Genomic DNA, 24,241 nt, shown 5'->3' with positions numbered 1-24,241 from the left:
AATGGCGCAGATCAACAATAAAAAAGAAAATTTTTCTCCTTACGTAAAGAAATTCTGGAAACTGTTTTTTTACTGTTTTGGAGGTGTAATTTTATTTTTCCTTTTTGCCTCATGGGGCCTTTTTGGTTCGATGCCATCGTTTGACGAATTGGAAAATCCGAATTCGAATGTGGCAACCGAGATCATCTCTTCTGATGGTGTAACCATTGGTAAATTCTACCTTGAAAACCGTACTCCGGTAAAATTCGCCGAACTACCCGACCATTTGGTTAAGGCATTAGTCGCTACCGAAGACGAGCGTTTTTACGAACATTCCGGAATCGATACCAAAGGAACGCTGCGTGCGATGCTGAGTATGGGAAGCAGTGGAGGAGCCAGTACCTTAACCCAACAGTTGGCGAAAAATTTATTTCATGGTGAAGGTTCAAAATTTTTACCTATCCGTATCGTCCAAAAATGTAAAGAGTGGATTATTGCCACCAAACTGGAAAGACAGTATACCAAGCAAGAAATTATTGCCCACTATTTAAACACTGTGGATTTTGTAAACACAGCAGTAGGAATCCGTTCGGCATCGAAAGTGTATTTCGGAAAAGAGCCGAAAGACTTGACTGTAGATGAAGCCGCCATGTTTGTGGGAATGCTTAAAAATCCGTCCTTGTTCAACCCGGTACGTCGTTTGAAAAAAGTTACCGACCGACGCAATGTGGTATTGCATCAAATGGAGAAGAATAAATTCCTCACTAAAGAAAGAAAAGAATTTTTCCAAAGCAAACCGATTGTTTTGCATTTCACTCCGGAAAGCCATATCGAAGGAAGTGCTACCTATTTCCGAGAATACCTGCGTGATTTTATGAAAAAATGGGTTAAAGACAATCCGAAAAAAGACGGCGATGGTGAATACGATATTTACCGTGACGGATTGAAAATCTACACTACTATCGATTCTAGGATGCAGCAATATGCAGAAGAAGCGGCATCCGAACACCTTGCCAATTTACAACAGGAGTTCAATAAAAGACAAAAAGACAATCCAAACGCGCCGTTCATAAACATTACTCCGGCCGAAACAAAATTAATCATGGAACGTTCCATGAAAAACTCAGAACGTTGGCGTATTATGAACGAGAAAGGTTTTGACGAGAATAAAATTGTAAAATCATTCGACGTTCCAACTAAAATGAAAGTGTTTACCTGGAAAGGAGAAAAAGATACGTTGTTAACGCCGCGTGATTCGATTTTATATTACAAACACTTCCTTCAAACCGGAATGATGGCCATGGAGCCACAAACTGGCCACGTTAAAGCATGGGTTGGCGGAATCAATTACAAACATTTCCAATACGATCACGTTGGGCAGGGAGCAAGACAGGTAGGTTCTACGTTCAAACCGTTCTTATACGCTACGGCTATTGAACAGTTGAAAATGTCCCCTTGTGATTCCATAGTCGATTCTCCTTTTACCATGCCTAAAGGACGTTATGGAATCGATGCCGATTGGACACCAAAAAATTCAAACGGAAGTTACCGGGGTTTGGTGAATCTGAAATCGGCTTTGGCAAATTCCATTAATACGGTTTCTGCTAAATTGATTGATAAAGTTGGACCTGAAGCGGTAGTGGATATCACAAAAAAATTAGGAGTAAGTTCTAAAATCCCGGTTCAGCCTTCTATTGCATTAGGGGCGGTAGATATTACGGTGGAAGAAATGGTGGCGGCTTTCAGCACGTTCGCCAATCAGGGCGTTTACATGAAACCTCAGGTAATCGTAAAAATTGTGGATAAAAACGGAGTGGTTTTATATGAACCGATTCCGGAGTCTCGTGATGTAATGAGTAAAGACGTTGCCTATACCATGATTAAATTGATGGAAGGGGTTACCGAATACGGTACCGGTTCCCGTTTGCGTTGGGGAAGTGCTCCGGAGTCTGCCAGAGTTACCGGGGTTCCGTATAATTTAAGAAACCCGATAGCAGGTAAAACCGGAACTTCTCAAAACAACTCCGACGGTTGGTTTATCGGAATGGTGCCAAATTTGGCTGCCGGAGTATGGGTGGGTAATGAAGACCGTTCCGCACATTTCGAACAAACCAATATGGGACAGGGGGCTACGATGGCCTTACCGATCTGGGGGATATTCATGAAAAAATGTTATGAAGACAAATCATTGAACGTTTCTCAGAAACCGTTTGAAAAACCAGAAAATTATTCTGTTAAGGTAGATTGCTGGACGCCTAAGAAAGTGGTGGTCGACAGTCTCGCTGTTGAAGAAGACACGCAAACCGAAGAATTCGATTTCTAAATACAAAACGCCTTTTTTAAAAGGCGTTTTTTTTATACTTTTAGGCCAGAATTAAACAAACACAAACAACCATGATCAATAAAAAAGTGCGTAATGTGGAAGAAGCATTACACGATATAAAAGACGGGCAGACCATCATGTTGGGCGGTTTCGGCCTTTGCGGAATTCCCGAAAACAGTATTGCCGAGTTGGTGAAAAAAGATGTGAAAGATTTAACCTGTATTTCCAATAATGCAGGTGTGGACGATTTCGGATTGGGATTGTTATTGCAAAAACGCCAAATTAAGAAAATGATTTCCTCGTATGTAGGGGAAAATGCCGAATTCGAACGTCAGATGTTAAGCGGTGAATTGGATGTGGAATTAACCCCGCAAGGTACCTTAGCCGAAAAATGTCGTGCAGCGCAAGCCGGGATCCCTGCATTTTTCACTCCAGCAGGTTACGGAACTGAAGTTGCGGAAGGAAAAGAAACACGAGAGTTTAACGGAAAAATGCATGTAATGGAGTTGGCCTATAAAGCTGATTTTTCCATTGTAAAAGCCTGGAAAGGCGATGAAGCCGGAAATTTAATCTTCAAAGGAACGGCAAGAAATTTTAACGGATGTATGGCCGGTGCAGCAAAAATCACCATCGCTGAGGTGGAGGAATTGCTACCAGTAGGGAGTTTAGACCCGAATCAGATTCACATACCGGGAATTATGGTGCAACGTATTTTCCAAGGTGAAAAATTCGAAAAGAGAATTGAGCAACGTACAACCCGTAAAAGAGACTAATCATGGCTTTAGATAAAAATCAGATTGCGAAAAGAATCGCACAGGAAGTGAAAGACCGTTATTTCGTAAATTTAGGAATCGGTATTCCAACGTTGGTTGCCAATTATGTACGTCATGATATCGAAGTAGAATTCCAGAGTGAAAACGGTGTGTTGGGTATGGGGCCGTTCCCTTTTGAAGGGGAAGAAGATGCGGATATCATCAACGCGGGTAAGCAAACGATTACTACTTTACCGGGCGCGAGTTTCTTTGACTCGGCTTTCAGTTTCGGAATGATTCGTGCGCAGAAAGTCGATTTAACGATTCTAGGCGCAATGGAAGTTTCGGAAAACGGAGACATTGCCAACTGGAAAATTCCGGGGAAAATGGTAAAAGGTATGGGTGGCGCGATGGATTTGGTCGCTTCCGCAGAAAATATCATTGTAGCGATGATGCACGTAAACAAAGCGGGTGAATCGAAAATCCTTAAAAAATGTACGTTACCATTAACCGGTGTGGGCTGTGTGAAAAAAGTGGTTACGGAATTGGCCGTTATGGAAGTAACTCCGAAAGGTTTCAAACTTCTGGAAAGAGCACCTGGCGTTTCGGTAGAAGAGATTATCAAAGCAACCGAAGCCGAGTTAATCATCGAAGGGGATATTCCGGAAATGAACATCGATTAATTCAAATCGAATATATTTTAAAAGCATCTTTGGTAAAATGAACTAAAGATGCTTTTTGTTTTTAACTTTGCAGCAAAATACAAAACAATGAGTTATCCGAAAGTAATCTTGAAACCGGGAAAAGAAAAATCAGTACTACGAAGACATCCTTGGGTTTTCAGTGGCGCCGTGTATGGTGTGAGCCGTGAAATTAATGACGGGGAAATGGTAGAGGTGGTCGATTCCAAAGACAAGCATCTGGCAACCGGTTATTTTAGTGACCGCGGCAGTATTGTGGTACGGATTCTGACTTTCGGAGAAGAACTTTTTACCGAAAATTTCTGGGCCGACCGATTAAAAGGGGCGTGGGAATTACGCATGAAAATACTCGATTTGAAAGAAACCAATGCTTTTCGTCTGATTCATGGCGAAGGCGACGGAATTCCGGGCTTAATTATCGATTATTATGATAAAAACTGGGTGTTACAAGCGCATTCCAGCGGAATTTTTCAGGAAATTGAGAAAATCGCCGAAGCCATAAAAACAAATTTCACCGACTACTGTGAAACCATTTACTGCAAAAGCAGCGGCACCTTACCGCAAACCGGAAGGGATTTCTTTTTGTTTGGTGATACACCTGAAGTCGTAGCCAAAGAAAACAACATCTTGTTTGCCGTAAACTGGGTGGAAGGACAAAAAACCGGTTTCTTTTTGGACCAAAGAGATAACCGAAAATTACTCGGGCATTATGCTAAAGGAAAACGCGTACTGAATACGTTCTGTTATACCGGAGGATTTTCCGTGTATGCGATGAGTGCGGGAGCCCAGTTGGTGACTTCCGTAGACATTTCCGAAAAGGCAGTCGCTTTAGCCGAAAAAAATATGGAACTAAATCATGACGATTGCAACCATGAAGCTGTGGCGTCGGATGTGTTTACGTTCATGAAAGAGCATACAAAGCAATACGATTTGATAGTATTGGATCCACCGGCCTTCGCGAAAAGTATCAAAAGCAAGCACACGGCAACCCAAGCCTACAAACGTTTGAACATCGCCGGGATGAAAGCGATGGCACCTAATGGAATTCTGTTTACGTTCTCATGTTCTCAGGTGATTGACGATGTTTTGTTTTACAATACTGTTGCTGCAGCCGCCATCGAAAGCGGAAGAAATATCCGGGTATTGCATAAACTAACGCAAGGACCGGATCATCCTGTAAATATGTACCACCCGGAAGGAGCTTATTTAAAAGGGTTGGTGCTGTATGTGGAATAGCTTTTCAGTAGTATTCGTAGTTTTTAAGGGTTAGATTAACGAAATAAGTTTTTTTATTTGACTTGAAAGAACTAATATTGTTGGAATTATATTACACTTTTTTAGAATTCATTATGATGAAAAAAAATAAAATCAACAAATTAATTTGTTTTTGTGCACTTGTTTTTACGCTATTTTTTTTAGGCTGTAGTACCGATGGGGATAATGATAATACTCAAGGAAACAATAATCCGAATAATGAAGTTACAGCAGTTATGTCGATTTCTAAAAACGATTTAAGTTTTGGATACCTTGAAAATACGCATTCATTTTTAATAAGAAATTTAAGCGATACACCGTTTGATTGGAATTGGACTGAAACAAGTTCTAGTTCTGTTATATCTGCCAGCCCAAATTCAGGAACTTTAGCCGCAGGAGCTTCAATTGAAGTTACTCTGACTTTAGATAGATCAAATATGGTTACACAGATATATAATTTGTCAGCAAGAATAAGCAATAATAAAGGGCAATCATTAAGTCAACTTATTGAAATAGAAAATTATACTGAAAATAAATGGTTTATAGGAGGTAATGTAATAGATGCAGAATATGACAGGGTTAATGATGTTATGATTGTAGTTTCTGAAAATCCGAATCAAATTAGAAAATTCAATCTTGCAACTAATGTAGAAGAATCATTATCGTTAAATAATATACCAAAATGCATTTCAATAAGCCAGGATGGAAATTATGCTGCGGTAGGACATAACGGTAACGTTAGCTATATAAACTTGACATCAATGACAATTGAAAACAGTTATGCAGTATCAGCAGATGTTTATGATATTGTTCTTGCTCCTAATAACTGGGTTTATATAACTTCTAGTATTTCATATCAAAAAATGATATGCGTTAATTTGTCCAATGGACAAGAAACGTTCAGTCAATATAATCATATTGGGTATGTGCCTAGTTACCCTAATAGTGCCAAAGTTAAACTTCACCCTTCAGGTAATTATATTTATGCAACTCCTAATGGAATAGTGCCATCCGATATCGATAAATATAGTATAACAAACGGGACAGCACAATTTCTTTACGATTCACAATACCATGGAGATTATAAGTTTGGAAATAAATTTTGGCTTTCTGAAAATGGAAGTAGGATATTTACAAATAGTAAAAATATTTTTAGTAGCTCGTCAATTCAAAATAATGATCTAATTTATTTATCTTCAATACAAGGGTTAGAAGGAGATAATTCTAAAGTTATAGATATTATGGATATTAATACGAATTCAAATAGGATTTGCGCCCTTTTTGTATATGATCCAGATCAGAATGTTTACATACCAAGTAATAAAGTTAGAGTGTATAATGCTCAATTCTTATACTTAAGAGAAGTTGAAATTCCTAAACATATGACTACTAATGTAAATGGTGGAGTTGATTTTCACGAATCACGTGGATATTTTGGTTTTTTTAATTCAAGTGGAACAAAATTTTTTGTATTAGTTAAATATTTACCGAATCAATGGGCAATTGCAACAATAAATGTGACATAATTTTTTCAAACAGAAGTAACCATTACCGCATCGTAATTTGTAAAAACTAAAATTAGCGGCTAGTTAAAAAAGGTTTTATTTGAAAAGAAACAACATAAGGTTACAATTGCTTTGTTGTCAAATATCTTTTTCAAGCGAATTGTTTTACTGGATTTTTAATAATGATGTTTAAACAAAACCATGAAATTGTTTTTTTATAAAAGAAAACCCGCTTCAATTGAAGCGGGTTTTCTTTTTTTTAATTCTTTTTTCTAAATATTACAGATTTTCAAAGAAATCATTTCCTTTATCATCGGTAATAATAAACGCTGGGAAATCTTTGATGGTAATTTTACGAACGGCTTCCATACCTAATTCTTCAAAATCAACCACTTCAACTGATAAGATATTTTCTTTGGCTAAAATTGCGGCAGGACCACCGATGGAACCCAAATAGAAACCACCGTATTTGTTACACGCATTCATCACGTCTTTCGAACGGTTTCCTTTGGCCAGCATAATCATGCTTCCGCCATGTTTCTGGAATTCGTCCACATACACGTCCATACGTCCGGCTGTGGTGGGGCCGAAACTTCCTGATGGCATCCCTTCCGGAGTTTTGGCAGGACCCGCATAGTAAATCGGGTGATTTTTGAAATATTCCGGCATTGGTTTTCCGGCATCCAGTAATTCTTTAATTTTCGCGTGTGCGATATCACGCGCCACAATTAAGGTTCCGTTCAGTTTCAAACGGGTTTTGATTGGATACTTCGATAATTCCGCTAATACATCCGCCATCGGACGGTTCAAATCGATTTCTACCGGTGCTTCCAAATGCGGAGCAGTTTCCGGTAAGAACTGTTTCGGATTCACTTCCAACTGTTCTACGAAAATACCGTCTTTGGTGATTTTTCCCTTGATGTTTCTGTCGGCCGAACAGGAAACACCCATTCCCACCGGACAAGAAGCGGCGTGACGGGGCAAACGAATCACACGAACATCATGCGTTAAATATTTTCCGCCGAATTGCGCTCCGATGTGACTTTCCTGACAAATTTGCTGTACGCGTTTTTCCCATTCCAAATCACGGAAGGCCTGACCTGCCATGTTTCCGCTGGTTGGTAAATTATCGAAATAACCGGCTGATGCTTTTTTCACGGCTGCTAAGTTCGCTTCCGCAGACGTACCGCCAATTACAATCGCCAAGTGGTACGGAGGACACGCTGAGGTTCCCAAATCCATAATTCTTTCGCGAACGAATTCATCCAACGATTTTTCGTTCAACAGCGATTTTGTTTTTTGGTATAAGAAGGTTTTGTTGGCAGAACCGCCCCCTTTGGCTAAAAATAAGAACTCATAGGAAGCGCCTTTTTTAGCGTAAATATCAATCTGTGCCGGAAGATTCGAACCCGAGTTCTTTTCTTCAAACATCGAAATTGGAACAATCTGCGAATAGCGTAAATTTCTTTTTTGATAGGTGTTGAAAATTCCTTTCGACAAGGCTTCACCATCATCCGCTCCGGTATACACGTTTTCGCCTTTTTTGGCCATTACAATTGCAGTTCCGGTGTCTTGGCACGAAGGCAATTGTCCTTCTACAGCCACCACGGCATTTTGCAATAAATTGTAGGCTACAAAGCGGTCGTTGTCGGTCGCTTCCGGATCTTCGATAATGTTTCTCAGCTTTTGTAAATGTGAAGAACGTAGCATGAAGGAAACATCGCTCATGGCTTCTTCGGCTAATAACTCCAAACCTTTCGGGTCTACGGTTAAGATTTCGCGGTCGCCCAATTGTTCAACTTTAACGTAATCGGAAGTGATTTTTCGGTAGTGCGTATCGTCTTTTTGAATCGGATACGGGTCTTGGTATAGAAAGTCCATTGTTTAGTAATTTAAGGAGTGTAAAGATATTAAATACAGCTGTAAAACGTTCGTTTTTCCTTTTAACTTCTTTTCATAAAACTTCTTCGAATTATTTTTATTACTAGCAATACAACTATTAGCAATACAATTAAAAGAAAGAATTGCCATGTGAAAAGACCGAAAGAAAAATTTTCCATAAATGTTTTCATAATTAGCGTAAATATAATGAGTGTTAAGGAAATTAAAAATGGGTTGATATTATACCTGTAAGGTTTTTTAAAATTTATTTAGCTTTATTTAAAACATAAAGTATTAAACCCGACAATAGTATCATAAATCCGAAACCAATCCTTGTATTCCAATTTTCACTTTTAATTTGTGAGAAGGGTATTCTTCCGCGATAAAATAGCCATTTGATGAGCATTCCTAATTTTTTAATCAAATAGTAAATTCCATCTCTTCCAATTTCTACTAAAAAATCTTCAAAAAAACTCATCGTTTTATTTTTATACCTACAAGGTTTTGGAAACCTTGCAGAAAGCGGTTAAAAAAACCAACTCGCCACGAAAATCGCTGTAATTACACAAATCACATCCACTAAAAGCATTGTTCCTAAAGCGTAACGTGTGTTTTTAATGTTTACCGAACCAAAGTAAACGGCAATCACATAAAACGTACTTTCGGCACTGCATTGGAAAATACTGCTCAATCTTCCGGTTAAGGAATCGGCGCCGAACGTATTCATCGAATCAATCAAAAAGCCACGTGATCCGGCAGAACTGAAAGGACGAAGCAAGGCCACCGGTAAGGCATCGGTAATTTCTTTGCTTACCCCCATATTGGAAAAAATAAAGGCAATCCAATTGCTGATAATTTCAAACAATCCGCTGTTTCGGAACAAAGAAATGGCCACTAACATTCCCAAAACATAAGGGAAAATAGTAACTCCGGTTTTGATTCCGTTGTTGGCTCCTGTTACAAAGGCTTCGAAAACAGTGGTGTTTGCCTCGGTGAATTTCTTTTCTTTAAAGAAGGAAAAAATCAACGTAAAAGCAATAATGCCCACCAATATTAATGCCGAAAGATTAGAAGTGAAATAATTTTTGCCGATTAAATCCAAATGGTTGACATACATCAGCAAACCGATGATTCCGGCGATTAATGCCATCAGAACGGCCACCAGAGAAGCGCTCTTGAAATTGATTTTTTGTTTCACCCCAACAATCAGAAAAGCCGCAATTGTACCGATAAAAGAGGTGATGATGCAAGGTAACATAACATCGGCAGGGTTGGTAGCACCCGCAGCGGCGCGATACCCAATGATGGAAGTGGCAATTAAGGTAAGTCCCGAAGCATGCAAACACATGAACATAATTTGCGCATCACTGGCTTTTTCTTTTTCGGGATTGATTTCCTGTAAACTTTCCATGGCTTTTAATCCGAATGGCGTTGCGGCCGAATCTAATCCTAAAAAGTTAGCGGCAAAATTTAAGGTCATATAAGAAATCGAAGGGTGGTTTTTCGGAATACTCGGAAACACTTTTACAAATACCGGACTCAATACTTTAGCCAATTTTCCGGAAGCGCCTGAGATAATCAAAAGTTCCATCAATCCGCAGAAAAAAGCCAAATAGGCAATCAGCGGAAGAATCAGATCAAGCAAGGTGTTTTTACAGGTAGGCAGTAAACCGTCCGATTTTTGTACGCCACTAAAAACTTTTACGGTTTTGTTTTTATACACATACGTTGTATCCGGATTGGATTCGATTTTGTTGATTACGATGGTATTCTCCGGTGCTTTTTCGATGCTGTCTTTTATGAACGCCGGAACCTGGTTCAGGTATTTTTCGGAGATTAGAATCGGTTCGTCTTTTTTGCCGTTCAGGACATTATCGATGGAATAGCTGTTGCCGGAAAACAATCCGATGACAATAAAGGCAATCGAAGAAATAAAAATTACCAACCAAAATCTGCTCAATACCATAAAACTGTTTTTTTGTAAATGTACTATTTAACCGCAAAGTTCGCAAAGGTTTTTTACTTCGTTTGTACGCCCTTTTTCTCAGGTAATGAAGAACGCAGTACGTCTTTTTACGGTCAAATGTCTAGCCCCGATAGCAGCGGCATCCTTTTTTGCTTCAACAGGATTCCACCAAACGTGACAGCAAAAAAGATAAAGCGGATGGCGGGATCAAGCTTCTAAATATGAATAATTTCTTCCTCAATCAGCAAATCTTCTCTTCGCAGGCGCAACAACACCTGCGCTACCGCAATCACGTCTTTTTCGCAATAGGTAATGATGCGGTCGATGTCTTTTTCCACATAAAACGTATGCGCGACTTCGCTGCCGTCGATATCGTCTTTTGGAGACGGAATCCCAAGTACGTTGGTTAACAATTTCAGCGAGGTAAAGGTTTTGTAATCGCCGAATTTCCACAATTCCATAGTGTCGAGATGCGGAACTTCCCAGGGTTTTTTGCCGAACAGATTCAGCTTCATCGGAATCGCCAACTGATGAATAATCATACGGCGCGCAATAAACGGGAAGTCGAATTCCTTGGCGTTGTGGCCGCACAAAATATGTTGGGGCTGACTGAAATGGTTGTTCAGTAAATTGGAAAAGTCTTTGAGGATTTTCACTTCGTCACCAAAAAAGGAAGTCACCCGAAAATGTCGGATATCGCCCTTAAAGGTAAAATAACCGACGGAAATACAGATGATTTTTCCGAATTCGGCCCAAATGCCGGCGCGTTCGTAGAATTCTTCCGGTGTAAAATCGTCTTTGCGTTGGTATTTCGTTTTCTGGTCGAAAAGTGCTTGTTTGGTTTCGTCTAAAACGTTAAAATTTTCTTCTTCGGGAACCGTTTCGATGTCTAAAAAGAGAATGTGTTCCAGGTTAATTTTTTCAATCATTTTGAATGGTTTGTATTATGGTTATTTGGCTTATATGTGAAAAGTATTACAAATAAAAGAATTATTTTCGTTTTTCCAACATTTTATACGCTTCATTTACATAAACGTACAAATCGTTGCTGTGCGGGTCGGTTTCGGTTTGCAAGCCTTTCAGATGTCCTAAGCGTACTATAATCACATTGTCTTTCGGAATCACAATCACGAATTGTCCCAAATGCCCACGCATGTAAAACAATTGCTTTCCGTTGATGTTGTGCAACCAGAACCCGTAGCCGTATTGCGGACTGTCGGGAAATCTCGGCGCAATCGATTTGGCGACAAACGTACTGTCCAATAGCTGTTTTCCGTTCCATTTGCCGTAATCGCGGTACAGTTTTCCGAAGCGTGCAAAATCGCGTGCATTGCTCGCAATGCAGCAATAGGCTTTTTCAATGCCGTCGCCCTCGTGATCCAATTGCCAAAGCGCCTCGTTTTCTGCACCCATGGGTTGCCAGAAGTTTTTCGAAACATAATCGGAAACATATTCTCCGGTGGCTTTTTCAATACACATGGCCAGTAATTGCGTAGCACCACTCAAATATTTAAACGATTGTCCCGGTTTTTCTTTTACGTCCAGTCCGAGAATTACTTTTTTCAAATCATCGTCAAAATACGCTCGGGTAACAATTGAAAACGGACTGTAATATTTCTCGTCCCAACTCAATCCCGATGCCATTGAGGATAAATCACCCACAGTAACTTCTTTGGCGAATTGTCCTTTCAGTTCCGGGAAAAAATCGGTAACTTTTTGGTCTAAACTTTTGATTTTTCCTTCCATAATCGCTTTTCCTAAGGCCGCTGAAACCACACTTTTAGCCATCGAAAACGAATTCGATTTCGAATCTTTTCCATACCCGTCAAAATAGCTTTCGTGCCAGATACTGTCATTCTTAATGATGAGGTAGGCTACGGTTTGCAGCTCTTTATGGGTTTTGTTTAATTCCTCGGTTGCCGGAACGGAATTGTAATCCTTGGCAATCGCCCAAGGTTGCGCAACGCCTTTCTTGATTTCCCGATTTGGGAAATGGGTGTAATCGTCCAAAAAGGCAGTGGTGTACCCTCGGAAATAAATTGTGCGAACGGCACGCAGCAAATAATCCACATCAAAAATATACATCAGAATAATGATGGCTGCCAAGGTGATGGCAAACCACTTGAAGAAGCTTTTCAGAAATTTCATGGTTTTGGGTTTTCCGTATGTTACGAATTTAAACAAAATCGGCTTATGTTTTTGATTTTTTTGGAGCGAAGGGTTTGGGCATTTTTGGAATCCTTATTCCTGCTATCCGCACTACAAGGTAGTTGCTCCTATCAGGGCTAAATAGGAAGCCATAATGTTTTTGGAAACCTTTTTTTAATTGAAAGATTGTAAGATTTGATTATTAGAATTCGAGTGTCGCAATTCGTAATTAATAATTGGCAATTAAAAAAGACTTTGCTGTTTCAGCGGATTCTCGTGTTCCAACAACCATTTTTTGCGCCATAAACCACCGGCATATCCGGTTAACGAACCGTCGGAGCCAATCACGCGATGACACGGCACCACAATCCACAACGGGTTTTTTCCATTGGCTGAAGCGACGGCCCGAATCGCTTTTACATCGCCTAATTTTTTAGACAAATCCATATAGGAAGTGGTTTTTCCGTAGGGAATTTCCAAAAGGGCTTTCCAAACTTTCTGCTGAAAATCGGTGCCTTTTGGATTAATTGGAAAATTAAAGGTGGTGCGTTTACCCTCAAAATATTCCTGAAGTTGTTTTACCGCGTCTTTTAATTCCACGGGAATCACTTTCGATATTTCGCCTTCCTGAAGAATGGAAATGACGGAAACACCCAGCTCATCGCCCTTAATTTTGGCGGTGCCCAACGGAGTATTGATGAAGACGGTTTGCATCTGATAAAGATAGCAAATTAGTCGGTGTCTTCCAATTCAAATATATCGTTTACCGGTTTTTCGAACAGTTTTGAAATTTTTAACGCCAAGACGGTCGAAGGCACATATTTTCCGGCTTCAATCGCATTGATGGTTTGTCGGCTCACCCCGATTTTTTCGGCCAGATCCGCTTGGGTGAGGTTGGCAATGGCGCGCTGTACTTTTACGTTATTCTTCATCGCAGTTGGTTTTTCGGATTTGGTGCATTTTCCAGTTAAATCGGATAACAAAAAACAACAAATGGGTGAATACGGCAAACATCAAAATGTTCAGATAAAGTACTCCGTAAAAGAACCACGTACAAAATAAAAATGCGATGTAATTGAAATAGGTAGCCCACACTAGACTGTCTAATCTTACTTTTTCGGTCATTTCATCTTCTACCTTTTCTTTACTGAAAGCAAAAACCAGTCCGGATAGTATAAAAAGGGTCATTGTTATTTCGTCAATAATATTGTTTTCAATAAATGAAAATGTTTTTTTCTGTCCCATGATGCCTGTTTCGTTGAGTGCAAATACGGTTGTTTTTAGCTCAAATTTTTCAAATAAAAACAAATCATCAAGTAAGGCTGTCAGAAGTATGATGGATGTAATACAAAACACAATACCACTCAAAAGTTTCAATCGATGCGGAAATAAATAAGTTAGTTTCATATTAATGAATATGTTTTAAAGTTCATTTCAAATGTAAAATATATTTTCCAAAAAGACAAACAAACTTTACATTTTATCCAATAAAAATGTCCTCGAAAGAGGACAGATTGTAGTTGTAGTTTATTTCGAAAAGCTCAAAATGTAGGTTTCAAGCGCTTTCAGTTCTTCTTCGGGAAGATTTTTGGTAATCGCGAAATTGGTTTTCATTACGCTGTATTGCGACGGATCGACAATCGGTTTGCTTTTTTCGGTTAGGAAATCGGTAATGCTGGCGCCTTTTTCCTTGTAGATTTTAGCAATTTCCTTTAAACTCGGACCAATCACTTTCTGATCCGTTTTGTGGCACGAATAACACATCCCTTTACCGTTGAAAATTTTCTCGCCCAAATCATTCGGTTTTACGGTTTGTGCTATCTCGGGATTGCTGTTTCCGGATGCTTCTGATGTTTCTTTTTTGCAGGAAACAAACGCAATCAGTAATAATAAAAGCAATATGTTTTTTTTCATATTATTTGTTCAGTAAAATAGCGGCCTCTTTAGCGAAATACGTTGAAATCAAACTCGCACCCGCACGTTTGATGCACATTAACTGCTCCATCATGATTTTATCGTTGTCGAGCCAGCCTCTTTCCGCGGCCGCTTTAATCATCGCATATTCTCCCGAAACATGGAAAACCGTTACCGGAACATTCACGGCATTTTTCACTTCACGAACAATATCCAAATAGGCAATTCCCGGTTTTACCATGACCATGTCGGCACCTTCTTCTACGTCCATTAACGCTTCTTTAACGGCTTCGATGCGGTTGGCGTAATCCATTTGGTAGGTTTTTTTGTCTTTCGGTACTTCGATATCGGCTTCTTTCGGCGCGCTGTCCAACGCATCGCGGAACGGTCCGTAAAACGCCGAAGCATATTTTGCCGAATAGCTCATAATTCCCACATTCTGAAAACCTGCAGCATCTAAACCTTCGCGCAAACGCAATACGCGTCCGTCCATCATGTCGCTCGGGGCTACAAAATCAGCACCGGCTTGGGCATGGGAAACGGCCATTTTTACTAAAGCATCGTTGGTGGCATCGTTAGCAATATCGCCGTTTTCAATGATACCGTCGTGTCCGTAAATTGAATAAGGGTCTAAGGCTACATCCGGCATGACAATCATTTCAGGACAAGCTTTTTTGATTGCTTTTATCGCTTGTTGCATCAGTCCGTTCGGGTTCCAGGCTTCTTTTCCGGTATTGTCTTTTAGGTTGTCGTTGACTTTCACATAAATGTTAACGGCGCGAATGCCTAAAGCGAACAATTCTTTGACTTCTTCCACAGTTAAATCAATCGAACGACGAAAGATACCCGGCATGGAAGGAATTTCCACTTTTACGTTTTCGCCTTCAGCAATAAACATCGGGAACATAAAATCCGCCGGACTTAAACTGGTTTCACGTACTAACGAACGAATACTTTCGTTTACGCGTAATCTTCTGCCTCTGTGTAATGGAAACATGATAATTGATAATTTATAATTGGTAATGGACAATTAAAGCCACTCAATTGGTTTTGCTAATACGTTGATTAATTTCTCTTCTTCACTTCCTGCTTCAGGATGATGGTCGTAAACCCATTGCACATGTGGCGGTAAACTCATCAGTATCGATTCAATTCTTCCGTTGGTTTTTAAGCCGAATAAAGTGCCTTTATCGTGCACTAAATTGAATTCCACATAACGCCCGCGACGGATTTCCTGCCACGTACGGTTTTCTTCGGTATACGATAACGTTTTTCTTTTTTCCACGATTGGAACATACGCTTGAAGGAAGCTGTTGCCGACTTCCGTTACGAAAGCGTACCAGTTTTCCATCGACATGGTTTCCGTGGCTTTACAATGGTCGAAAAACAAACCTCCGATGCCTCTCGCTTCGTCACGATGCGCGTTCCAGAAATATTCGTCGCATTGTTTCTTAAACTTCGGATAGAACTCTGGGTTGTGCTTGTCGCATGCAGTTTTGCAGGTTTGGTGAAAATGTTTGGCGTCTTCTTCAAACAGATAATACGGCGTTAAATCCTGTCCGCCACCGAACCAACTGTTAATCACGTTACCTTCCTTGTCGTACATTTCAAAATAACGCCAGTTCGCGTGAACCGTTGGCACCATCGGATTTTTCGGGTGGATTACTAAACTTAGTCCGCAAGCGAAAAAGTCGACTTCGCCAACACCAAAATAGGTTTGCATTGCTTTGGGTAACGCACCGTGAACAGCTGAAATATTTACACCGCCTTTTTCAAAAACGTTTCCGTTTTCAATTACGCGCGTTCTTCCGCCGCCGCCTTCCGGTCGCTCCCATAAATCCTGACGGAATTTTGCCAGGCCATCCACGTCTTCCAAACCTTTACAGATTTGGTCCTGAAGCGTTTGTATGTATTGATAGAATTGTTCTTTCATTTTCTGCTGACTGAATACTGCTACTGCCTACTGATTATACTCCTTCACCGCTTCCACAAACGCTTTGGCGTGATCCACAGGAATATTTGGTAAAATTCCGTGCCCTAAATTCACGATGTATTTGTCTTTGCCGAATTCGTCAATCATTTCGTGTACCATTTTTTTGATGGTAGGAATCGGCGAAAGTAATCGTGACGGATCGAAATTTCCTTGTAAGGTGATGTTTCCGCCGGTTAAATAACGGGCATTTCTTGGTGAACACGTCCAATCCACACCCAAAGCAGATGCTTTAGATTTTGCCATGTCGTTTAGGGCAAACCAACAGCCTTTTCCGAATACGATAACTTCGGTTTCTTCGGCTAAAGCTTCAACTATTTGATTGATGTATTTCCACGAGAATTCCTGATAATCCGCCGGGGACAGCATACCGCCCCAAGAATCAAAAATCTGAATCGCGTTACAACCTGCTTTTACTTTCTCTTTCAAATATAAGATGGTTGTGTCGGTAATTTTCTGCAATAATGTATGTGCCGCTACCGGATTGGAAAAACAGAATCCTTTTGCGGTATCAAAACTTTTCGACCCTTTTCCTTCCACAGCATAACAGAAAATCGTCCACGGCGAACCGGCAAATCCGATTAACGGCACTTCGTCGTTCAGCATTTCTTTGGTCAGTTTAACGGCGTCCATTACATAACCTAACGTTTCTTCGATATTCGGAATGAAAACCTGATTGACCTGTTCCATTGTACGAATCGGATCCGGAATAATCGGACCTAAATTGTCTTTCAATTCCACGTGAATGCCCATAGCACGAGGCACTACTAAAATATCGGAGAATAAGATGGCTGCATCGGGTTTTACGATACGAATCGGCTGCACGGTGATTTCAGCGGCCAGTTCCGGCGTTTCACAACGGGTGAAAAAATCATATTTATCACGTAAGGCACGAAATTCCGGTAAATATCTTCCCGCCTGACGCATCATCCAAACGGGTGGACGTTCTACGGATTCTCCTTTTAAAGCTCTTAGAAATAGGTCGTTCTTAATCATAGTTTTTTTTATAGTGGCAAAGAGACAAAGTCTTGTTTTGCAAAGTTTTATTTAAATTCGTTGATGCATTGGATAATCGTGTTCTCAACGGTGGGTTGATTGGCGATTATGATATTTTTGATTCCGAATTGATTTGCGGCTTCTGCTGTGGTTTCCCCGATGCAAAAGGCAATTTCTTTCGAAATTTTATTTTTTTTCAGATAACTTTCCACGCCGGACGGACTGTAAAATAAGATGCCATCAACTTTAGAGTCGATTTTCTCCGGAGTTAAAAGGGTTTGATAGACTTCGATTTCATTAAAAGCGATTCCGGCTTCGGTTAAGGCTTCCGGCAAAGTGTCCCGACGCAAATTGCCGCTGAAAAACGTATAATTTTCATTCGGATATACTAAAGTGATTATTTCAGCCAAATCGGCAGCATAACCGGTGTAGGCTTCCACTTTAAAACCGTTTTCTTCGAGTAAGGCTTTCGTTTTTAGTCCGACACAAAATACTTTTTTCGATTTCAGTTCCTCGCATTTAGGATGCTGTAAAATACTCTGAACGCCGTTCTGACTCGTAAAAATCAAGATGTCGTTCACGTTTTTTAACTCGAAATCGGAGGATTTTGTGGTGATAAAATCCGCTTCAACAACTGAAAATCCCGCGTTCAGCAGAAATTGCTTCTGGTTGGGTAACAGTTTTTTGGTAGACAGTATACGAGCCGAATTACCCATTATTTTTTCAGTTTCAGTTTGATGTCGGCCATCAGTACGGAACCGCCATTGGTTAAGATTTCCTGAGCGGCATTGTAGCCCAGTTTTTTCCATTCTGAAATATCAACCGTTTTGTTGATTTCGAATTTCTGACTGCCGTCCAAAGAAAATAAAACACCCTGAAAATGCAGCGTATCTTCAATTTCGTTGTATTTCGCCAAAGCACCGATTGGAGCTGTACAACCACCTTCCAGTGTTCGTAAAAACTGGCGTTCAATATAGGTGCAAATTTCGGTTTCGATATGATTCAACTGTGCCAATGCGTCCAGCGAAAATTCGTCGTTTTCCATCGCAACCACCATCATGGCGCCTTGAGCGGGTGCAGGAATCATCCAGTCCAAATCGATAAACATTTCGGGTTTCAGGTTGATGCGTTCCAAACCGGCGGCTGCAAAAACAGCACCGTCCCAATTGCTTTCCTGTAATTTCTGCATGCGGGTGTTTACGTTTCCGCGCAAATCGACCACAGTATGATTCGGATATTTGTTGAGCCATTGTGCCTGGCGGCGTAAACTTCCGGTAGCGATGGTTCCGTTTCCGGTAAGAAAATCAAGATTGCCTTTGTGAACTAAAATGTCAACGGTATTGGCGCGTTCCAAAACAGCAGCCTGAACGATGCCTTTCGGTAAGGCGGTCGGTACATCTTTCATCGAATGTACTGCGATGTCAACCTGTCCTGAAATCATCGCAACGTCTAACGTTTTGGTGAAAATTCCGGTGATTCCTAATTCATATAAAGGTTTGTCGAGAATGATGTCGCCGGTTGATTTTACGGCTACTATTTCGGTGGAATACCCTAATTGCTGCAATTGATGCTGTACCGTGTGTGCTTGCCATAAGGCCAATTCGCTGTCGCGGGTTCCAATGCGTATGGTTTTAGTCATTTTTCACAGTTTCTATCTGAAAGATTTTTTCAATCCACTCGATGCTTTCATCGACTAGGGTGTTGTCGTCTTTCAAATGATTAGCAAAATGGTTGGTAATTTTTTGTATGATGCGGTTGCTTATGATTTCGGCTTGTTCCTCATCAAAATTGCTGATTTTTTTGCGTTGAAAAGTCAGCTCTTTGTCCTTGATGGTGTTCAGCTTTTCTTTTAGTGCATGAATCGTCGGTGCAAATTTTCGGGCTTTGGTCCAGTCGATGAATTCGTTTTTGATTTCCTCGATGATGGCTTCGGCTGCCGGAATGTGTTTTTTGCGGTTTTCAAGTGTTTCATCCGTCATCTGCGACAAATGATCCATGTGGATTAACGTAACATTGTCTAATTCCTGAACATTTTCGTTAACGTTTTTCGGAACTGAAAGATCCAGAATCAGTAACGGTTTTTTCAGATTCAGGATGGCTTTGTCGATGGTAGGGTTTTGAGCGCCCGTGGCTACGACCAATACATCGGCTTTTTGAATTTCCAGTTGCAAATCTGCATAATCTTTTACAATCAGATCCAGTTTACGGGCCAGTTTTTCGGCTTTGTCTTTGGTTCTGTTAATCAGGGTGATTTGTTCGTGTTTGGAGTGTTTTACCAAGTTTTCACAGGTGTTTCTTCCGATTTTACCGGTACCAAACAACAAAATATTTTTATTGGAAATGTCTTCTACATTGTTGAAAATATAACGCACGGCGGCAAAGGAAACCGATGTAGCGCCTGAAGAAATTTCCGTTTCGTTTTTGATGCGCTTGCTTGCCTGAATGACCGCGTTGCACAAACGCTCCAGGTAATTATTAGTTAAGCCGTGGTTTTTGCTGGCGACAAAACTGGTTTTTATCTGACTGATGATTTCAAAATCACCTAAAATCTGACTGTCCAAACCGGTTCCTACGCGGAACATGTGACCAATGGCTTCGATATTTTTGTATACGTAAGCTACTTTTTGAAATTCTTCAACGGTACCCTGACTGTTTTCACACATCAGTTTGATCAATTGAAAAGGGTGTTGTGCAAATCCGTAAATTTCAGTTCTGTTACAAGTGGAAGTAACGATTAAACTTTCGATTCCTTCTTTTTTAGCTTGCAGTAATAAGTTATCTTTAGCTTCGTTGTCTAAACTAAATTTCCCTCTGATCTCGGCGTCTGCTTTCTTATAACTCAATCCAACAACATAAAATGAAGCAGGCTTTGACGGTATATTATTTTCCATGCTTTTTCACTTTTTACTAAAAGTTAAACAAATGTATTATTAACCGATTTATTAAAATAACGCTGGAAGGACTTTTTGTGTCGCTAAGAGATTTTTTTGTCCTTTAAATGTTTCTTAAGCGTTATTTCTTTAAATTTGTATACAAATCAAGCTTTTTGAATGATTTTATTTTGAATGATTCTAAATAAAATAATAAATAGCTTTCAGAAATACTTACGAAAAAATACCGCTATGGGTTCTATGGAAGAGATAAAAATCGAAGAAGATTTCATATTAATACGGTTTCAGAACGATTCTGAGGAAGTGGTGCGTTTTGAACGCCCTGTAAGCATGGGACTTATACAATTTCATTTTGGTTTGAAGGGCAGTGCTAAATTTATTTTCAATCAGGGCAATTATGCGTTGGAATTGAAAGAAGAAAAGTCGCTTTTGTTGTACAATCCGCAAAAGGAACTGCCTTTGCAGATGGAAATTGCACCCAAATCCTGGGTAATTTCCGTTTTGGTTTCCATTAAGAAATTTCATGGATTGTTTTCGGAACAGGCGGAACACATTCCGTTTCTGAGCGATCAAAACCGGGATAAGAAATATTATGGGGAAGAGAATATCAGTCCGTCAATGGCGATTGTTTTGAATCAGATGTTTCATTATTCGCTGAATCCTTCCATTAAAAACATGTATTATAAAGGAAAGGGGTATGAATTGTTGAGTTTGTTTTTCAATCGAAATGAAGACCCGAATGCCGAACAATGTCCGTTTTTGATTGATGAAGAAAATGTGCTGAAATTAAAAAAAGCCAAAGAAATTGTAATCAGTAATATGGCGGAGCCGCCGGGCTTGCAGGAGTTGGCAGACCAAGTTGGTTTGAACCTAAAGAAATTAAAAATGGGGTTCAAACAGATATATGGTGATACGGTGTATGGTTTTCTGTTTGATTATAAAATGGAATATGCACGCCGATTATTGGATTCCGGTTCGTATAACGTTAATGAAGCGGGTTTAAAGATCGGATACAGCACGGCCAGTCATTTTATTGCGGCTTTTAAAAAGAAATACGGTACGACGCCTAAAAAATATTTACTTGAGAAAAGCTTATAAATAAAAAACCACCCTTAAGGGTGGTTTTTTATTTAATTGTAATAATGAGCAATTATTTGTACCTCGTCTTTTGCAGTTCCGATGTACATTTTCATGGCACCGGCACTACTGGCGTCGGAAACGGCTAATTGTGCTGAAAACATTGGGCAGTAGGTGCCTGCAGGCAGTTTTACATAATCGGTTCCGTTGTTGTGGAAATTTTCATATTCTCCTTTTAAGGAATGTTTGTTGTTGTAATATTGTCCCGAGAGTCCTAAGCCGCCGCCTATAACAGAAGAACCAGAGCTTACTTCAAAAGCTCCGCCAATTAGGTTGCCGTCTAAGTCATGCGTTACAACGGGACCTAAGTAATTGTTTTGTCTGAAGTATAAAAGAGTTTGTATGGCTCTTGCATTTCCGTCTCCAACCCTGTTTGAGCCGTTTTTTTCAATGTTCCAGGAAACGGAATAGTTGATTTCAATAATGGCAGGTTGTGTTAGTGTAAACGTTGAGTTCGGAATATCTCTGGGTACACCGGCATAGGTAAAACCATCGCCATAACCGTGTTGTGTAATTTGATTTACGCTGGGGTTACTGTTGTCATCCAAGTAATTTTCCGAGTCGAAAAGAATGGCGATATTACTTTGTACATTACCCAGCATTAGGTCTCCGTTTGCATCTACGAAAACACGGGTGGTGTTTCCGGGACCCAGATTATTCGGATTTGCCGGGTAGCTTAATCCTTCAACTTTTACTGTTGAAGTGGGGCCGCCCACATGAACTCCCTGTACCGGGGTTGTTGTGTTAATCCCTACCTGTCCGTAGGATAAAACAGGAAAAAGGGAAGCTAGAAGATATATATGTTTTTTCATGAGGCGTAATTTTAATTGTAAATTCTGATTTTTAAGGAGTCTGTTTGACCGCCAACGCCAATACTGGTGTATTTGTTGTCGGCATCAACTACAACCGCAAAAAAGTGTAGTGAGTGGTTTCCAGGTGGGATGTTGGAGTATCCGTGTCCGTTGGTGAAGGAATAACCTAAAATTCCTTGTGTGTGCGAAGAATAAAACTGACCGTTTAGTCCGTATTTTTTGGCTGCTTCGGCGGGACTTAATCCGTCGTTATTGATGTCGATACAGAAATAATATTTGATAGCTCTTGTTGAGATGTCATCAAAATAAGTTAATGCCGTATTTAAGTCGGTGCTGGACAAAATTGTGGTGATGCTGTATTTTACTTCTACTAAAGCTTCTTGTGGTGATGTAAAAGGAACAATACGTACTAATCCTGTTTTGCTGGTTTCAAGGGTAGTGTTGTTGATAACCACGCCTCTGTTGGTTGCTCCGTCCGGAATGAAATTAGGGATCGTCATTAAAAAATTGATGGGAGCCATTATGCCTCCTGGTCCTGTACCGTTGGCGCCGGAAGGGTTTAGGGTTACGTCGCCAAGTGCTGTTACAAAAGCGGGTGAAGGCTTTACACCATCATTGTGGGTTGGATCGTTTGTGGCATTCAATTGTTCGATTCGTATGGTCGAAGTATTGCCCGCAACATGCAAATCAGCGGTTGGGTTTGAAGTACCTATTCCTACTTGGGCTGTTAGTATTGTAGGGAATAATAGTGGGAGTATAAATTTTTTCATAGCAAGCTTTTTTAGTACATTCTCATAAAAATTGAATCTGTGTCTACAGCCAATTTTACGTAAGTAGGAAGAGAAGGTAGGTTAGAGGAGATTTCTGCCTTAAAGTTCAAGGTGTGTGTTCCGGCCGGTACCTGAATGTAGGTTGTGGATGAGTTGTAAGCAGGACCTACAGCTGCCATTACATCTGTTGATAAAAACGGAGCTGGGTTATTCATGTTGTTGTTCATGTAACATCTTGATGCCTGTCCGTATTTGCGCGTGCCATTATCTAAAGTGTAATACGTTGAGATTCTTCTTGCACCGGCGTCTCTTATCTTAGTTAAAGTGTTTTTTTCGTAAACTTCGAAACTAACACTGTACTTCACTTCTATAATACAAGCTCTTGTTGTGGTTATAGTGTAGGTTTTAAACGTAGATTCGACTTTTCCGTCTGCGTCTGCTCCTACTAGAGTAACATTAGTTTCCGGAATGGTTAGGTTGTCAATTGCATCGCTGCCATCACTGTTGTATAAAGTTTGTAATTTCAAACCTAATACACCATCGCTGTCAACGTATAACGGATAGGTTCCTGTTGGATTTAGGTTTCCTCCGTTGTACGGATTGTTGTCTTTGTCAAGACTTTCAACTCGAAGTGTTCCCACACCGTTTCCCAGGTGTAGTTTTTGTTGAGGGTTAGTAGTTCCAATTCCAACGGCACTCGTTTGCGCTATTGCAAAACAGCTAACGAGCAAAGCGAATAAAAGGTAGGTGTTTCTCATGCTCTTGTGGTATTTGGTTAATAATTGGGGGGCTTTGTTTTTATAAGATGCAAATTAAGTCATGCGGTTGCGTTATGTATTAAAAAAATATTAAAAAAATATAAATATTACAACAATATCAGTGTTGATGTATAAATATAATAATAATATTGTGTTTTTATTGAAAAATTAAAAAAAATAACTTTTAAAGTTATTTTTGTTATTATTAGGAGCTGGTGTGAGAAGTTTTCTTAGCCCTAGTGTTTTCGGGAGATGATACAAAAATCGGAAGAAACATTGAAAGAAAAAGCTGTTTTAGGTTACTAATTTGTAACATTATTGTATTGATTTATTATGCTTTTGCTTATTATGCTGTTTTTTTGCATAAAACAATGCTATTGTTGTAAAAACGTTTTTTTTAACTATAAAGACATAAAAAAAAGCAGTCGTAAGACTGCTTTTTTATTTTAATATGAAATTTGTTT

The 24,241-nt window shown here is 39.9% G+C and carries 24 protein-coding genes; 6 read left to right on the top strand and 18 right to left on the bottom strand.

Annotated features, from left to right (window positions below; all coding sequences use genetic code 11):
- Position 1: 1 nt before the first annotated feature.
- The 5 genes from FCR2A7T_RS02000 to FCR2A7T_RS01980 all read left to right on the top strand — a co-directional run bounded on the left by FCR2A7T_RS02000 (position 2) and on the right by FCR2A7T_RS01980 (position 6,535).
- A complete protein-coding gene (locus FCR2A7T_RS02000) occupies positions 2-2,302 on the top strand; it encodes a penicillin-binding protein 1A (protein ID WP_023569597.1) in 2,301 nt (766 codons plus the stop codon).
- Positions 2,303-2,373: 71 nt separating this feature from the next.
- Positions 2,374-3,075, top strand: coding sequence for a CoA transferase subunit A (locus tag FCR2A7T_RS01995; protein ID WP_023569596.1), 702 nt, complete (start codon positions 2,374-2,376; stop codon positions 3,073-3,075).
- 2 nt (positions 3,076-3,077) lie between these two features.
- Positions 3,078-3,737: a CoA transferase subunit B gene (locus FCR2A7T_RS01990; RefSeq protein WP_023569595.1), complete on the top strand. Its 660-nt coding sequence runs from the start codon at positions 3,078-3,080 to the stop codon at positions 3,735-3,737.
- 87 nt (positions 3,738-3,824) lie between these two features.
- Positions 3,825-4,991 carry a class I SAM-dependent rRNA methyltransferase gene (locus tag FCR2A7T_RS01985; protein ID WP_035117015.1) on the top strand — a complete coding sequence of 389 codons (1,167 nt, stop codon included), beginning with the start codon at positions 3,825-3,827 and terminating at the stop codon, positions 4,989-4,991.
- Between the two features lie 116 nt (positions 4,992-5,107).
- Entirely contained in the window at positions 5,108-6,535 is a 1,428-nt protein-coding gene (locus tag FCR2A7T_RS01980; RefSeq protein WP_035119074.1) for a YncE family protein, read from the top strand.
- Between the two features lie 258 nt (positions 6,536-6,793).
- Here FCR2A7T_RS01980 and FCR2A7T_RS01975 read toward each other — a convergent pair whose 3' ends face one another.
- The 15 genes from FCR2A7T_RS01975 to hemA all read right to left on the bottom strand — a co-directional run bounded on the left by FCR2A7T_RS01975 (position 6,794) and on the right by hemA (position 20,300).
- Positions 6,794-8,395 (bottom strand): fumarate hydratase, encoded by a 1,602-nt coding sequence (locus FCR2A7T_RS01975; RefSeq protein WP_023569592.1) that lies wholly within the window; start codon positions 8,393-8,395, stop codon positions 6,794-6,796.
- A gap of 265 nt (positions 8,396-8,660) precedes the next feature.
- On the bottom strand, positions 8,661-8,873 hold the full coding sequence (locus tag FCR2A7T_RS01970) for a hypothetical protein (RefSeq protein WP_023569591.1): 213 nt from the start codon (positions 8,871-8,873) through the stop codon (positions 8,661-8,663).
- 48 nt (positions 8,874-8,921) lie between these two features.
- Positions 8,922-10,361 (bottom strand): nucleoside recognition domain-containing protein, encoded by a 1,440-nt coding sequence (locus FCR2A7T_RS01965; RefSeq protein WP_023569590.1) that lies wholly within the window; start codon positions 10,359-10,361, stop codon positions 8,922-8,924.
- A 215-nt stretch (positions 10,362-10,576) separates the two neighbouring features.
- Entirely contained in the window at positions 10,577-11,290 is a 714-nt protein-coding gene (locus FCR2A7T_RS01960; protein ID WP_023569589.1) for a 3'-5' exonuclease, read from the bottom strand.
- A 61-nt stretch (positions 11,291-11,351) separates the two neighbouring features.
- Complete coding sequence (locus FCR2A7T_RS01955) at positions 11,352-12,509, bottom strand: serine hydrolase domain-containing protein (protein ID WP_035116841.1); 1,158 nt, start codon at positions 12,507-12,509, stop codon at positions 11,352-11,354.
- 243 nt (positions 12,510-12,752) lie between these two features.
- Positions 12,753-13,223 carry a methylated-DNA--[protein]-cysteine S-methyltransferase gene (locus tag FCR2A7T_RS01950; RefSeq protein ID WP_023569587.1) on the bottom strand — a complete coding sequence of 157 codons (471 nt, stop codon included), beginning with the start codon at positions 13,221-13,223 and terminating at the stop codon, positions 12,753-12,755.
- Between the two features lie 17 nt (positions 13,224-13,240).
- Positions 13,241-13,441: a helix-turn-helix transcriptional regulator gene (locus FCR2A7T_RS01945; protein ID WP_023569586.1), complete on the bottom strand. Its 201-nt coding sequence runs from the start codon at positions 13,439-13,441 to the stop codon at positions 13,241-13,243.
- Positions 13,431-13,916 carry a hypothetical protein gene (locus tag FCR2A7T_RS01940; RefSeq protein ID WP_035116839.1) on the bottom strand — a complete coding sequence of 162 codons (486 nt, stop codon included), beginning with the start codon at positions 13,914-13,916 and terminating at the stop codon, positions 13,431-13,433. Before FCR2A7T_RS01940 ends, FCR2A7T_RS01945 begins: the two co-directional genes overlap by 11 nt.
- Before the next feature lie 120 nt (positions 13,917-14,036).
- A complete protein-coding gene (locus FCR2A7T_RS01935; RefSeq protein WP_023569585.1) occupies positions 14,037-14,423 on the bottom strand; it encodes a c-type cytochrome in 387 nt (128 codons plus the stop codon).
- A 1-nt stretch (position 14,424) separates the two neighbouring features.
- On the bottom strand, positions 14,425-15,420 hold the full coding sequence (gene hemB, locus FCR2A7T_RS01930; RefSeq protein ID WP_023569584.1) for a porphobilinogen synthase: 996 nt from the start codon (positions 15,418-15,420) through the stop codon (positions 14,425-14,427).
- A gap of 33 nt (positions 15,421-15,453) precedes the next feature.
- Positions 15,454-16,356, bottom strand: coding sequence for an oxygen-dependent coproporphyrinogen oxidase (gene hemF, locus FCR2A7T_RS01925; RefSeq protein ID WP_023569583.1), 903 nt, complete (start codon positions 16,354-16,356; stop codon positions 15,454-15,456).
- A gap of 27 nt (positions 16,357-16,383) precedes the next feature.
- A complete protein-coding gene (gene hemE / locus FCR2A7T_RS01920; protein WP_023569582.1) occupies positions 16,384-17,409 on the bottom strand; it encodes a uroporphyrinogen decarboxylase in 1,026 nt (341 codons plus the stop codon).
- Positions 17,410-17,456: 47 nt separating this feature from the next.
- Positions 17,457-18,125 (bottom strand): uroporphyrinogen-III synthase, encoded by a 669-nt coding sequence (locus tag FCR2A7T_RS01915; RefSeq protein ID WP_035116837.1) that lies wholly within the window; start codon positions 18,123-18,125, stop codon positions 17,457-17,459.
- A complete protein-coding gene (hemC, locus tag FCR2A7T_RS01910; protein WP_035116835.1) occupies positions 18,125-19,048 on the bottom strand; it encodes a hydroxymethylbilane synthase in 924 nt (307 codons plus the stop codon). The genes FCR2A7T_RS01915 and hemC overlap by 1 nt, the downstream gene beginning before the upstream one ends.
- Positions 19,041-20,300, bottom strand: a complete 1,260-nt coding sequence (hemA, locus tag FCR2A7T_RS01905) for a glutamyl-tRNA reductase (protein WP_023569579.1) — start codon at positions 20,298-20,300, stop codon at positions 19,041-19,043. The genes hemC and hemA overlap by 8 nt, the downstream gene beginning before the upstream one ends.
- A gap of 231 nt (positions 20,301-20,531) precedes the next feature.
- On the opposite strand from hemA, the gene FCR2A7T_RS01900 reads away from it, so the two are divergent.
- Entirely contained in the window at positions 20,532-21,398 is an 867-nt protein-coding gene (locus tag FCR2A7T_RS01900; RefSeq protein WP_023569578.1) for a helix-turn-helix domain-containing protein, read from the top strand.
- Positions 21,399-21,430: 32 nt separating this feature from the next.
- On the opposite strand, the gene FCR2A7T_RS01895 is transcribed toward FCR2A7T_RS01900, so the two are convergent.
- The 3 genes from FCR2A7T_RS01895 to FCR2A7T_RS01885 are packed head-to-tail and all read right to left on the bottom strand — an operon-like array spanning position 21,431 to position 23,777.
- Positions 21,431-22,249 carry a hypothetical protein gene (locus FCR2A7T_RS01895; RefSeq protein WP_023569577.1) on the bottom strand — a complete coding sequence of 273 codons (819 nt, stop codon included), beginning with the start codon at positions 22,247-22,249 and terminating at the stop codon, positions 21,431-21,433.
- Positions 22,250-22,260: 11 nt separating this feature from the next.
- Positions 22,261-23,019, bottom strand: a complete 759-nt coding sequence (locus FCR2A7T_RS01890; protein ID WP_035116833.1) for a hypothetical protein — start codon at positions 23,017-23,019, stop codon at positions 22,261-22,263.
- 11 nt (positions 23,020-23,030) lie between these two features.
- The gene (locus FCR2A7T_RS01885) at positions 23,031-23,777 is read right to left on the bottom strand and encodes a hypothetical protein (protein ID WP_023569575.1); all 747 of its coding nucleotides are present in this window, start codon (positions 23,775-23,777) and stop codon (positions 23,031-23,033) included.
- Positions 23,778-24,241 lie beyond the last annotated feature (464 nt).

Source organism: Flavobacterium cauense R2A-7 (assembly GCF_000498475.1).
Taxonomy (GTDB): domain Bacteria; phylum Bacteroidota; class Bacteroidia; order Flavobacteriales; family Flavobacteriaceae; genus Flavobacterium; species Flavobacterium cauense.
This window is presented reverse-complemented; position numbering and strand designations above follow the sequence as displayed.

What these genes read in the sequence shown, in the direction of transcription:
- FCR2A7T_RS01975 (WP_023569592.1), bottom strand. Translation starts at nt 8,395, where the DNA reads ATGGACTTTCTATACCAAGACCCGTATCCGATTCAAAAAGACGATACG.
- hemA (WP_023569579.1), bottom strand. Translation starts at nt 20,300, where the DNA reads ATGGAAAATAATATACCGTCAAAGCCTGCTTCATTTTATGTTGTTGGA.
- FCR2A7T_RS01945 (WP_023569586.1), bottom strand. Translation starts at nt 13,441, where the DNA reads ATGAAGAATAACGTAAAAGTACAGCGCGCCATTGCCAACCTCACCCAA.
- FCR2A7T_RS01955 (WP_035116841.1), bottom strand. Translation starts at nt 12,509, where the DNA reads ATGAAATTTCTGAAAAGCTTCTTCAAGTGGTTTGCCATCACCTTGGCA.
- FCR2A7T_RS01950 (WP_023569587.1), bottom strand. Translation starts at nt 13,223, where the DNA reads ATGCAAACCGTCTTCATCAATACTCCGTTGGGCACCGCCAAAATTAAG.
- FCR2A7T_RS01940 (WP_035116839.1), bottom strand. Translation starts at nt 13,916, where the DNA reads ATGAAACTAACTTATTTATTTCCGCATCGATTGAAACTTTTGAGTGGT.
- FCR2A7T_RS01890 (WP_035116833.1), bottom strand. Translation starts at nt 23,019, where the DNA reads ATGAAAAAATTTATACTCCCACTATTATTCCCTACAATACTAACAGCC.
- FCR2A7T_RS01915 (WP_035116837.1), bottom strand. Translation starts at nt 18,125, where the DNA reads ATGGGTAATTCGGCTCGTATACTGTCTACCAAAAAACTGTTACCCAAC.
- FCR2A7T_RS01960 (WP_023569589.1), bottom strand. Translation starts at nt 11,290, where the DNA reads ATGATTGAAAAAATTAACCTGGAACACATTCTCTTTTTAGACATCGAA.
- hemE (WP_023569582.1), bottom strand. Translation starts at nt 17,409, where the DNA reads ATGATTAAGAACGACCTATTTCTAAGAGCTTTAAAAGGAGAATCCGTA.
- FCR2A7T_RS01970 (WP_023569591.1), bottom strand. Translation starts at nt 8,873, where the DNA reads ATGAGTTTTTTTGAAGATTTTTTAGTAGAAATTGGAAGAGATGGAATT.
- hemC (WP_035116835.1), bottom strand. Translation starts at nt 19,048, where the DNA reads ATGACTAAAACCATACGCATTGGAACCCGCGACAGCGAATTGGCCTTA.
- FCR2A7T_RS01885 (WP_023569575.1), bottom strand. Translation starts at nt 23,777, where the DNA reads ATGAGAAACACCTACCTTTTATTCGCTTTGCTCGTTAGCTGTTTTGCA.
- FCR2A7T_RS01980 (WP_035119074.1), top strand. Translation starts at nt 5,108, where the DNA reads ATGAAAAAAAATAAAATCAACAAATTAATTTGTTTTTGTGCACTTGTT.
- FCR2A7T_RS01965 (WP_023569590.1), bottom strand. Translation starts at nt 10,361, where the DNA reads ATGGTATTGAGCAGATTTTGGTTGGTAATTTTTATTTCTTCGATTGCC.
- FCR2A7T_RS01895 (WP_023569577.1), bottom strand. Translation starts at nt 22,249, where the DNA reads ATGAAAAAACATATATATCTTCTAGCTTCCCTTTTTCCTGTTTTATCC.
- FCR2A7T_RS02000 (WP_023569597.1), top strand. Translation starts at nt 2, where the DNA reads ATGGCGCAGATCAACAATAAAAAAGAAAATTTTTCTCCTTACGTAAAG.
- hemB (WP_023569584.1), bottom strand. Translation starts at nt 15,420, where the DNA reads ATGTTTCCATTACACAGAGGCAGAAGATTACGCGTAAACGAAAGTATT.
- FCR2A7T_RS01935 (WP_023569585.1), bottom strand. Translation starts at nt 14,423, where the DNA reads ATGAAAAAAAACATATTGCTTTTATTATTACTGATTGCGTTTGTTTCC.
- FCR2A7T_RS01900 (WP_023569578.1), top strand. Translation starts at nt 20,532, where the DNA reads ATGGGTTCTATGGAAGAGATAAAAATCGAAGAAGATTTCATATTAATA.
- FCR2A7T_RS01985 (WP_035117015.1), top strand. Translation starts at nt 3,825, where the DNA reads ATGAGTTATCCGAAAGTAATCTTGAAACCGGGAAAAGAAAAATCAGTA.
- FCR2A7T_RS01990 (WP_023569595.1), top strand. Translation starts at nt 3,078, where the DNA reads ATGGCTTTAGATAAAAATCAGATTGCGAAAAGAATCGCACAGGAAGTG.
- FCR2A7T_RS01995 (WP_023569596.1), top strand. Translation starts at nt 2,374, where the DNA reads ATGATCAATAAAAAAGTGCGTAATGTGGAAGAAGCATTACACGATATA.
- hemF (WP_023569583.1), bottom strand. Translation starts at nt 16,356, where the DNA reads ATGAAAGAACAATTCTATCAATACATACAAACGCTTCAGGACCAAATC.